We start from the raw sequence: 10,888 nt of genomic DNA, 5'->3' as shown, positions 1-10,888 counted from the left end.
CGTACTGATCAACAACGCCGGCGTCATGATGCCCGCAATGCGGACCGAGACGGCGGACGGGTTCGAGCTCCAGCTCGGCACCAATCACCTCGGCCACTTCGCCCTGACCGGCCTGCTGTTCCCCAAGCTCGCCGCGGACGCCAAGATCACCACCATCGCATCCGTCGCGCACCGGCAGGGCCCCAAGCTCGATTTCGACAATCTTCAGCTCGAACGTGGATACAACCCCCAGCGCGGGTACGCGAACTCCAAGCTTGCCAACATCCTGTTCGCGTTGGAACTGCAGCGCCGGATCGACAAGGCCGGACTGAAGGTCACCAGCAACGCCGCCCACCCCGGAATCTCGGCCACCGAGCTGTACTCGAGCCCCGACGGCCTGGGCAGCAACAAGATCCTGTCCACTCTCGCTCCGATCGGACTGAAGATCTTTTCGCAATCGGCCAGTGCCGGAGCTCGTCCCACGCTCTACGCAGTCGACGTTGCGGGTGGCGGCACGTACAGCGGCCCCAAGTCCCTGTTCGAGACGCGCGGTAAGCCGGGCAAAGCGAGCATGACCAAGACCGCACAGGACCCGGCTCTGGCCGCGCAGTTGTGGGACGCCAGCGAGAAGTTGACCGGAGTCGGCTTCCCGTTCTGACCGGGGACCGTCACCTGGCGGGCGCGGGCAGAGGAAGTCCGCGCTCGCTCATGACGGCACGCAACCGGTCTGGGTAGTCGGTGATCAGGCCGTCGACGCCCAGATCCATCAGTGCACGCATCGTGTCGGGATCGTCGACGGTCCACGGGATCACTCGAATTCCGCGCTCGTGGGCGGAGTCCACCATGTCCTGGGTTACGAAGAGCTCGAAGTCGGGATCGCCGACCTTGCCGTTCTGCGGGGTCCCCTGCACCGGCGAGTACGCCGACGCCCCGAACGAATCGATCGCGGCGATCGCATCCCCTCCGAAGTCGTCGATGTCGATTCCACCCAGCCACTTCGATGGTCGTTCCGACAGGCTCCACTCCTGGCGGCGATGCACCGTCCTGGCCGACTTGCAGGAAGTCACCGTTGGTCAGTGCGACCACCGGTACCTCCGGCTCGGCCTCGCGGACCAATGTGAGGGCACCCCAGTCGAAGCTCTGCACGGTGACCCTGTCCAGCATGCCCGCGTCGCGAATGGTCGCGAGAACCGTGTCGACGAACTGCTCGCGCGGGGCCGTCTCGGTAGGGCTACCCGCCTCGACCTTGGTCTCGACGTTGAGTTTCACTCCCGGTGCGTCGGCCGACTTCACCAGGTCCAGCACCTCGACGAGGGTCGGCATTCGAGCGCCGGGGACGCGTCGTTGCTCCGGGTAGTCCGTGAGCGTCAGCGCTCCGCAGTCGAGAGTGCGAATCTGCGCGAGTGTCAGTGTGTTCACGAATTTCCCGACGTACGGAAACTCGGGGTCTCCCGGTGTGACCGCACCGGTGTCGACGCACTTGCTGTCCGAGACCTTGCGGTCGTGGGTGACGATCGCGATGCCGTCCTCGGTGATCTGTGTGTCCAGTTCGAGGGTGCTCACCCCGAGTTGCAGTGCATTGGTGAACGATTCGATGGTGCTCTCGGTGACCAGACCGAGGCCGCCGCGATGCGCCTGCAGATCGAACGACTCTTCCGGCAACGCTGGGTCTACTGCCGAGTCCGTTCCGCACCCCATCGACACCGCGAGGGGAATGCACACCAGGGGCAAGTACTTACCGAATCGCATGCTCGACGAGGCTACGGAAGGTCGGTGTCCACCGAGTTCCCTCGCAGTGAACTCCCGGCACCCTCGAGGTAGACGGAGATCGGAAACCGCAGCGCTGCAACATCCTTCGACGAGCGGCGCCCGAACACGACATCGGCCACCAGACCCTCGCACAGCGAGACGAGGCCGTCTCCGTGCGCGGGTTCGGCGAACAGCGCCTGCGCCCGTTCGACCGAGAAGAACGATCGAGCCAGGACGTCTCGAACATCCTGCGCAACAGCAGGATCCAGCATCAATGCGTAGCGGGCCCGAAGCTCGATCGTGCGATGAGTGAGCGCATCGTGGAGATACCGCGCGATGACCGTGGCAACGTCAGTCTCGGCACCGGCGATATCGAGGAACGTCGCGCGCGAAAGCTCGACGAGACGGGCGGCAACCGCCGCCGACAGATCGGACTTGGTGCGGAAGTAGTAGGACGTCGACCCGGCCGGGTAGTCGAGCGCGGAATCGATCGCCCGATGCGTCAGCGCGCGCAGGCCGTCGCGCGCGATGACTTCGAGGGCCGCATCTGCGATGACTGTTCGGCGATCCATGATCGTGACCCTACACACCCACTCTACAAAAGTAGAGGGCGTCGGCGTACGGTTCGATCCATGAGGCCGATCGCACCGCGACACACGTTCGACGCCGACTTCACCCTCGACGACGCTCAAGCATCGGCCGCCGACGCGCTCTCGACCCCCGGCACCAGGGGCGTCTACCTGTGGGGTCCGGTCGGCCGTGGAAAGACCTGGCTGCTCGACGCCTACTTCGCCGGTGCCGCGACCACCGCGAAGAAGCGCGTCCACTTCCACGCCTTCTTCCGCGACCTGCACGCTGCCTACTTTCGGCACCGCTTCTCCATCGATGCGGCCATCGACGACATCCTCTCGACGGACGACACCGGACTGCAGGCCGAACTGCTGTGCTTCGACGAGTTCCACGTCCACGACATCGGCGACGCCCGGCTCATCACGCGCATGCTCGACGCCCTCTTCGCCCGCGGGGTCGCTCTGGTCGTCACCTCCAACTACGCCCCCGACAATCTGCTGCCCAATCCGCTGTTCCACCCGACCTTCGTTCCGACGATCGAGAAGCTGAAGAAGAATCTCGAGGTGATCTGCGTCGGCGGTCCCGTCGATTACCGTGCCGTCGGCACCAGCGGTTCGCATTTCGCGTCGGGGAGTTGGAGTCTCGCGCGCGTGTCGGATGGTCACTCGTTTGCCGATCTGTGCTGCGCCGCTCGTTCGACGGGCGACTACCTCCGGATGTTCGAGGAAGCAACGAGCCTGACCGTCACCGAGATCCCCGCACTCGCGAGTGTCGACGAGTTCGCCGCTCAGCGGTTCGCGAATCTCGTGGACGTCGCCTACGACCGCGATGTGCGGGTCGACTTCCACGCCCTCGTGCCGTTGGATGAATTCGCCGTAGGATGTGCGGGTCTCGACACCGATCGATTGGTCAGCAGGCTCAGCGAATTGGGCCCGTCTACATCGTCTCGAGCACCGTTCGATTTCCACCGTCCGACTTCGCTCGGTACATGAGGGAATCCGCCGCGCGCGTCGCGTCGTTGACCACATCCACCCCTGATGTCCATGCGTCCGAATCAGGAGCGATCACGACTGCGCCTGCGCTCACAGTGACCGGTATCGGATCCGAGCAATTCGTCAGAGTGCCGCTCACCTCGAGCACCAGTTCACACAACTGTTCCGTCTCGCCGACGAGGACGGCTACGAACTCCTCACCTCCGGTTCTCGCCACCACCCCCGACTTTCCGAGGTGGTCGCAGAGACGGTCGGCAACGAGGACGATGACGGCATCGCCCTGGTCGTGTCCGTAGCGGTCGTTGACGCTCTTGAACCGATCGATGTCGACCAGAACGAGAACGAATGCCAACTGCTCGCGGTGGGCGACCATCCGCAGGTCTTCGATGGCATTCTGCAGTCCGCGTCTGTTCTTCATTCGGGTCAGCGGATCGATCTCGGACTGCCGTGCGTCCTCGCATACCAAGGACCAGGCGATCTGGGCGAAGATCGGGACACCCGACGTCGCACCTCCGGCCACCAGCACCGCGGCGATCGCATCCCAGGGACCCCACAAGCCCTGCACGTACGCGGCAACCCCGATGTAGACGATCACCAGATTGGCGAACACCAGGTGGGCGACGAGCAGTCTCGGACCGAGAAAGAAGGTGCACATCGACCCCGTCAACGCGAAGAGGAACGTGCCGATCAGCGCCGACGTGGGGACATCGAGAAGAATCACCGACGCAAGACCGACATCGCCGAATACCAGAAAAGTCACCACCTGCCACTTACGGTCCGGCAGCGGCCCGAACAGCAACCACACGATGACGGCGAACTGCAGAACCAGGATGAACAGCACGTAGGCGACAGGACCCGTTCCGGTCGGTCCATTCGGCGAAGCCAGCATCAGCATCGACACGGCGGCGTACAGAGCTGTACAGCTCGCGAAGACGACTCGGATCAATCGGTGCAGCGGACGAGTCGACTTGTGCACGAAAATCCAGTCGAAATCGTGCGGAGCAGCGAACCAGTGGCGAAGAACCTGAGCCGCACTGGGCTGGGGTCCGAGCGGCGGAACGGTGATACTCGAGACCGACCTCGGCGGCGAGATCGTGGTCGACCGTTTGCGGTGGCGACTACGCGCCTTACCGTGCGCCCGCATCGACCGTGGTTGTGAGGACGCATTCGATCGCTCGCCGTGCCGCGATGCGGGCGATCGAAAGTCTTCGTGCATGAGGGCTCCCTTGTGAAACGAACTGCCCAGGTCCGAAAGCGTACCGATCACCGTTTCGGCTCGCCCGAAATCTCCTGATCCGGTCTCGAACGGCTGCCGGGCGGAGGAATCGGGAGTCGAACCCCGGAGGCATCGGTCGCGATCGTGGACGCCCTCCCCACACATACAAAGGGAGACACCCACTACTGACGGCGGTCGGGGGCGACAGCAGTAGCGGGTGTCTCATTGTGAATTCGCAGCCTCTCTCGAGGTGGATGGGTTTCGGATGAGAAATTTTTCCCAGGTTTCTCTTCGACCCGAGGAATAGCCTGTGACCATGCCTTTCACAGCAGCGAATCACTACGCCTTCACCGGCGACGACATCATCGGAACCGTCGATGCCCATCGATCCGCCGGCGTCTGGGCGGCGCAGCTCGTTCTGAGCGGACAGACGCTGGAGTCCACCGACGTCACCCGATCGGACCTGGGTTTCGAGGTTCGTACCGTCGTCGAGAATCTCTCGGACGGTAATCGGACCCACCTGCTGGTCGTGTTGCCACGCGTCACCCTCGACTCCGACGACAGCCAGGTCTCGGGTCGTTCCGCAGGCTCCACTCCGGCCGTCACCTTCACCTCGTACGCGGTGCTGTACACGGTCCACGGTGGATCGACCGAGGTGCACGGCGCGGCCGAGTCCTACGACGTGCGGCTGCTCAGCGAAACCGCGTCACTCGTCGGGTAGTGCCGGGCCGGGAACACCCCTCGTCGCATTCCGGTTGTTCCAGGTAGTCGATTCGAGCGCAAAACTTTCGTGCCATCAGGAGCAGACGTGATCGAAATTCTCACCCCACGCGAGGTTCCCCTCGGCGGCCCCCGAGCACTGAAGGTTCGGCGCACGCTCCCGCAGCGGCAGCGGTCACTGATCGGCGCGTGGTGCTTCGCCGACCACTACGGGCCCGACACCTCGTCGATGGACGTGCCACCCCATCCGCACACCGGACTCCAGACCGTCAGCTGGCTGTTCTCCGGCGAGATCGAACACCGCGACAGCGTCGGATCACATGCCGTGGTGCGGCCCGGCGAACTGAACCTGATGACGGCCGGCCACGGCATCAGTCATTCCGAGACCTCCACTCCGCAGACCGAGATTCTGCACGGCATGCAACTGTGGGTTGCCCTTCCGGCTCGATCTCGCTTCACCGCACCGACGTTCGAGCACCACGTGCCACAGACCCACACGAGCCAGGGGCTGACCGCACGAGTGTTCCTCGGCTCACTGCTCGGCGAGACCTCGCCGGTGTCCACGTTCACCCCACTTCTCGGAGCCGAGATCGTGCTCGACGCCGGCGCCCGCGTCACCCTCGACGTCGACCCGACGTTCGAGCACGGCGTCATCGTCGATCAGGGTGCCGTGACGATGGACGAGACCGCCCTTTCCGCAGCCGATCTCGGCTACCGCGAACCGGGCGGTTCGACGCTCGATCTGCACAATCCGACCCGAGAGCCGGTACGGATGCTGCTGCTCGGCGGACCGCCGTTCGGAGAGCAGATCGTCATGTGGTGGAACTTCGTCGGCCGCAGCCACGAGGACGTCGTCGAGTACCGGGCCGCCTACGAGCGGGGCAGCGAGCAGTTCGGCACCGTCGAGGGCTATCCGGGATCTCGACTGCACGCACCACCGCTACCCAACAGCAGGATGCAACCGCGCGGCTGAATCCTCCTGCTAGGCAGCAGGAGCCGTGGGCAGCACCCGCTTGATGACGTCGGTGAGCGTGACGATGCCCAGGAACCGTCCATTGGTCTCGACGACCGCGAGCTGAACGCTGCGGTTGCGCATCTGCCGTAGCAACTCGTACACCGGTGTCGAACCGTCGACCGTGTAGGCCTCCCGTGCGTAGTCGCTGCCGGTTCACCGACGCCGGCCAGCAACGTGTCCCGCACGTGGACGACGCCGGGCGTCGCGCCGGAGCTGTCGGTGAGCAGTACCCGAAGGTGACCGGAGCGCAACGCCGCCGCCTGCACATCGGAGACAGTGGAACCGTGCGGCACCGAAGTCGCCTTGGAGTCGGGCACCGTGATCTTCTCGACGGTCAGTGTCTCGAGTTCGATCACCCGAGTGATCTGGGTTTGCAGTTCCGGTTCCAGTACACCGACCTGCGACGAGTACTCGACGAGGTTGCGGATGGTCTCGGCGTCGCGTCCGCCGACCGCAGCGCTCTCCACCGGCTCCACACCCGACCGTTCGACGAGCTTGTTGGCGATCTTGTTGACCCACACCAGGAACAGCCGGAAGGGGCGGACGAATGCCCGAGACGGCAGTCCGATGATGGTGGCGGCCAGTTCCGGATGCGCGATGGCCCAGGACTTCGGGGCCATCTCCCCGACCACCAGGTGCAGGAACGTCACGAGCAACAGCGACAGAGCGAACGCGGCGGTTCCGGCCAACCAGCCCGGCACACCCCACGAGGTGAACACCGGACCCAGCCACGAATCGACGGCGGGCTTGGTGACGGCACCGAGCGCGAAGGTGCAGGCAGTGATGCCCAGCTGCGCGCCCGCCAGCATGATCGTCAACTCGTTCATTCCGCGCAGCGCAGCCCGCACGGATCGGCTCGTGCCTGCCTTCTCCTCCAGTCGATGCCTGCGGGCACCGAGCAGAGCGAACTCGATGACGACGAAGAACGCACTCAGTGCGATGAGCAATACCGTCACCGCGACGACGACCCACGCGTTCATCGGTCCGTCTCCTCGTCCGACTCCGGCGAATCCTCGCTGCCGTCCGGCGAATCCTCGTGAAGTCTGATTCTCAGCTCACTCGGCACGTGCCGGTCCACCTCGAGTACCTCGACTTCCAGCGACGGACGCGGCGGTACCTCTTCCATCAGGTCGGCCCCGAACACCGCGAGGTCGATTCGCACCGTGTCTCCGACTCGGGCAGATTCCCGCCCTCGGCGATGAGCAGGCCGGCGAGCGTCTCGTAGTCGCCTCTCGGCAACAGCATGTCGCGACCGATGGTGCGTTCGACCTCGTCGACGTGGACGTCGCCGTCCATGAGCCACACTCCGTCTTCCTGATCCTCCACCCCGGCGATGTCCTCGTCGTGCTCGTCGGTGATCTCGCCGACCAGTTCCTCGGCGAGATCCTCGATGGTGAGTACGCCGGCGAATCCGCCGTATTCATCGATCACGCATGCCAATTCGTTCTTGGTACTCGACAACAACTCCAGGGCATCCTCGAGGGGCATCAACTCCGGCACGATCAGCGGCTCTCGCATGATCTCGGTGACCGAACGGCTGTCGTCGGGGGCAGCGGCCAATACCTCGGCCAGCTGCACCACACCGATCGGCTCCTCACGGTCGCCGATCACCGGGTAGCGAGTGTGCGCACGCACCATCCGCGCCCGCATCTCGCCGATGGCGGTGGCGGGGGTGACTGCGTCCACCCGACTGCGCGGGATCATGGCGTGCTCCACATCGCGTTCCGGAAAGTCGAGGATGCGGTCGAGCAGCAACGACAGATCCTCGGTGAGATCCCCGCTGGCCCGGGAATCTTCGATGATGCTTTCGAGATCCTTGGCGGTGGCACTGCTGTCCACGTCGTGCACCGGTTCGACGCGCAGCAGACGCAGCATCGCGTTGGAGGACTTGTCGAAGAAAGTGATCAACCAACCGAACGCGGCCAGGTAGATCAGCGTCGACCGGGCGAGGCGTCGGGACAGCGGATCGGGGTTCGCGATGGCGAGATTCTTCGGATAGAGCTCGCCGAAGATCATCTGCACGACGGTCGCGAGCACGAGAGCGCCCACCGTGCCGATCGAAATACCCACCGCGATGGGAACTCCGGCACTGCTCAGCAGCTCGCCCAGCGATTCGCCGATGAACGGCTCGGCCACGTAGCCGACCATCAGACCGGTGACCGTGATGCCCAGCTGCGCGCCCGACAGCATGAACGAGGTGCGCTTGGTGACCTTCAGTGCCCGCTCGGCCGACGCGTCGCCCTTCTCGGCCCCGGTACGGAGCGTCGCCCGGTCGACGGACATGTAGGCGAATTCCTGGGCCACGAAGTATCCATTGGCCGCGATGATCGCGGCGGTGAGCACGAAGCCGAGGAGCAAGGAGAGTAACGCGGTGATCACCATGCGATCACGCGAGAACGAGCGGCCGGAGCAGCGGCCACGGGTGGCCGAAAGAAATCTAGTGAGTGCACAGTGCGCTCGACGCCTCCGGTGTCAGAGAATCCGATTCGAGTGGAATGTCGTGATTCTATCGACTGCCGGTGCGCAATTCCCACGTCCAGGCGGGATGCCCGATCAGAACAGCGTCGGAACCGCGTCGTCGGACGTCGACGCCTCACGCGCCGTCGGGTCCGGAGACGAAGGAGCGGCAGTTGACGGGGCGGGTGCCGTCTTCACAGGTGCTGTCTTCGTGGGTGCTGTTGCGACAGGTGACACCGCACCCCCTGCGGCCACAGCCCGCGCGGCCTCCCCGGCCAAGGCGTCGGCTGCTTCGTTGAAGTGATTGCCGACGTGTCCGCGGACCCACCGGAACCGGACCGGACCTTCACGTTCGGTGATGGCGCGCTCGATGCTCTGCACCAGCTCCAGGTTGCGCACCGGGGTACCACCCGCCGTTTTCCAGCCCTTGCGCTTCCAGCCCGCGAGCCACTCGGACGCGCACTTGATGGCGTACTGCGAATCGGATTCGATCAACAGCGGCTCGGGGCCGGGGGTGAGCCAGAACCGCCTCCAGCAGGGCCCTGAGCTCGGCGACCTGGTTGGTGCCCGAGGGCTCACCGCCGGAGTTGCTCGGCCCCGTGTGGTTGACCCACGCCCACCCGATTGCTCCGCCGGGGTTACGCAGACACGAGCCGTCCGTACTCACGATGATCACGGTCTCAGACCCTACTTCGGGGCACCGACAAACTCCGGGTGACTCGCGCACGAACACCGAGGTACTTGGCAATCGACTGCGCGGCACCGCGAATCGATTCCGGCGCACCGCCGTCCGGGTCAGGCGTAGTGGGACGCCCTGGCCTTCCTGCCGTCGAGGGTGAGCAACACGAACGCCACCGCCGCGAGCGCTGCGATGAGCGCGGAGAACACCAGGTCAGGCGTAGCGGGTGCGGAAGGTATTCGGCCAGCAACCCGGCCACCAGCGGGCCCAGGCCGAGGCCGCCGATATTGGCCGCCGTGGCGATCGCCGGAGCTCGATCCCGCCACGCGTCCGGCACCAGTTCGATCAGGGTCACCGTCGCGGTTCCGACGAAGATTCCCGCCGACAACCCGGACAGCACCCGCCCGATCACCAAGGCCGTGAGTGAATCCGCACTCACGAACACCGCAGCACTGATCAACCCGAACCCTATTGCCGCCAACAACATCGGACGACGACCGAGCGAATCCGACCACCGCCCGAAGGCCAGCAGGGCACCGAGCACACCGACCGCGTACGCCGCGAACACCAAGGTGACGACGAACACGGAGAAGCCGAACTCGATCTCGTACAGCGCATAGAGCGGCGTCGGCATGGTCGTGCCCATCATCGCCACGACGAACGCGTAGGCAACTCCGACAAACGCGGCTGCGCGCGATCGAGTCACGAAGATCCTCCTGATGGTGCCGATGGGACCGGCCGCCGCGAGGGAGGCTGTGCGGTAATCCTGCGCTGGGCGGGGCACTATGTATCTTGCCGTCGGTACTGCAATCGTGTCGATCGACGCCCTGCCGAGAACCCACTCGGTCCGCCTGGCCACGACCCTTCGGAGGTGACGAACCGATGCCCGACGATGCCGGTTCCGACGGGGTCGCGCGCCTGGTCACGTCCGAGCAGCGGATCGACGTTCGGATGTCGGTGTCGCCGCTGCGTCGTGGCCGCGGCGACCCCACCTACGATTCCGCCCAGGACGGCACCGTCTGGCGCACGTCGAGAATGAGCTCGGGACCGGTGACGTACCGCCTGAACCAGACCTCGCCGACCGGCGTTCGAGTACGAGCGTGGGGCCCGGCGCACCCGAACTGCTGGACGCGGCTCCCGCCCTGCTTGGCCTGCACGACGATGCCACCTTGTTCGCTCCCGAGCACCCGATTCTCCAGGAGGCCCATCGGCAGCTGCCGCACCTGCGACTGGGTAGAACCGGGCTGGTGCTCGAGGCCTTGATCCCGGCGATCATCGAGCAACGCGTACACGGAATTTCGGCCTTCGGATCGTGGCGCTACCTGATCAGCAAGTTCGGCGAGAAGGCACCGGGCCCGACACCGAAGCCGATGTTCGTCTTCCCGACACCCGACGTGTGGCGGCGCATCCCGTCGTGGGAGTACCACCGCGCCAACGTCGATCCGGCCCGGTCCAAGACCATCGTCCGCGCCGCCTGCGCGGCCGGGCGCCTGGAGGAGGCGTCGGGAATG

Annotated in this window: 9 protein-coding genes and 4 pseudogenes; 5 read left to right on the top strand and 8 right to left on the bottom strand. The window is 65.2% G+C overall.

Annotated features, from left to right (window positions below):
* The coding region (locus RHBS_RS17440) for an SDR family NAD(P)-dependent oxidoreductase (protein ID WP_128646111.1) at positions 1-637 on the top strand (637 nt) is incomplete at its 5' end.
* A 10-nt stretch (positions 638-647) separates the two neighbouring features.
* On the opposite strand, the pseudogene RHBS_RS32335 reads toward RHBS_RS17440, so the two are convergent.
* Together RHBS_RS32335 and RHBS_RS17430 are read right to left on the bottom strand one after the other, a co-directional pair.
* A pseudogene (locus RHBS_RS32335) lies at positions 648-1,677 on the bottom strand (glycerophosphodiester phosphodiesterase family protein).
* Positions 1,678-1,739: 62 nt separating this feature from the next.
* Complete coding sequence (locus RHBS_RS17430; protein WP_121871407.1) at positions 1,740-2,300, bottom strand: TetR/AcrR family transcriptional regulator; 561 nt, start codon at positions 2,298-2,300, stop codon at positions 1,740-1,742.
* 60 nt (positions 2,301-2,360) lie between these two features.
* Between RHBS_RS17430 and zapE the strand changes: the two genes are divergently transcribed.
* Positions 2,361-3,290, top strand: a complete 930-nt coding sequence (gene zapE / locus RHBS_RS17425) for a cell division protein ZapE (protein WP_121871408.1) — start codon at positions 2,361-2,363, stop codon at positions 3,288-3,290.
* Here zapE and RHBS_RS17420 read toward each other — a convergent pair.
* Complete coding sequence (locus tag RHBS_RS17420; RefSeq protein ID WP_183130295.1) at positions 3,235-4,506, bottom strand: diguanylate cyclase; 1,272 nt, start codon at positions 4,504-4,506, stop codon at positions 3,235-3,237. The two genes, zapE and RHBS_RS17420, sit on opposite strands and share 56 nt — an antisense overlap.
* Positions 4,507-4,822: 316 nt before the next feature.
* On the opposite strand from RHBS_RS17420, the gene RHBS_RS17415 reads away from it, so the two are divergent.
* Complete coding sequence (locus RHBS_RS17415; protein ID WP_128646109.1) at positions 4,823-5,227, top strand: hypothetical protein; 405 nt, start codon at positions 4,823-4,825, stop codon at positions 5,225-5,227.
* Between the two features lie 87 nt (positions 5,228-5,314).
* Complete coding sequence (locus tag RHBS_RS17410) at positions 5,315-6,199, top strand: pirin family protein (protein WP_121871411.1); 885 nt, start codon at positions 5,315-5,317, stop codon at positions 6,197-6,199.
* A gap of 9 nt (positions 6,200-6,208) precedes the next feature.
* Here RHBS_RS17410 and RHBS_RS32330 read toward each other — a convergent pair.
* From RHBS_RS32330 to RHBS_RS32325, 5 genes and pseudogenes are all read right to left on the bottom strand, one after another.
* Positions 6,209-7,221 (bottom strand): annotated as a pseudogene (locus RHBS_RS32330) (hemolysin family protein).
* Complete coding sequence (locus tag RHBS_RS31835; protein ID WP_306303548.1) at positions 7,218-7,403, bottom strand: hypothetical protein; 186 nt, start codon at positions 7,401-7,403, stop codon at positions 7,218-7,220. Before RHBS_RS31835 ends, RHBS_RS32330 begins: the two are co-directional and overlap by 4 nt.
* Positions 7,367-8,623: a hemolysin family protein gene (locus tag RHBS_RS17400; RefSeq protein ID WP_306303547.1), complete on the bottom strand. Its 1,257-nt coding sequence runs from the start codon at positions 8,621-8,623 to the stop codon at positions 7,367-7,369. Before RHBS_RS17400 ends, RHBS_RS31835 begins: the two co-directional genes overlap by 37 nt.
* Before the next feature lie 171 nt (positions 8,624-8,794).
* Positions 8,795-9,374: pseudogene (locus tag RHBS_RS17395) on the bottom strand (ribonuclease H).
* A gap of 211 nt (positions 9,375-9,585) precedes the next feature.
* A pseudogene (locus tag RHBS_RS32325) lies at positions 9,586-10,026 on the bottom strand (MFS transporter); the annotation flags it as partial.
* A 451-nt stretch (positions 10,027-10,477) separates the two neighbouring features.
* On the opposite strand from RHBS_RS32325, the gene RHBS_RS17385 reads away from it, so the two are divergent.
* On the top strand, positions 10,478-10,888 hold a 411-nt coding region (locus tag RHBS_RS17385), incomplete at its 3' end, for a DNA-3-methyladenine glycosylase (RefSeq protein ID WP_374700627.1).

This window comes from Rhodococcus sp. BS-15 (assembly GCF_000813105.1).
Classification (GTDB): Bacteria; Actinomycetota; Actinomycetes; order Mycobacteriales; family Mycobacteriaceae; genus Rhodococcoides.
This window is presented reverse-complemented; position numbering and strand designations above follow the sequence as displayed.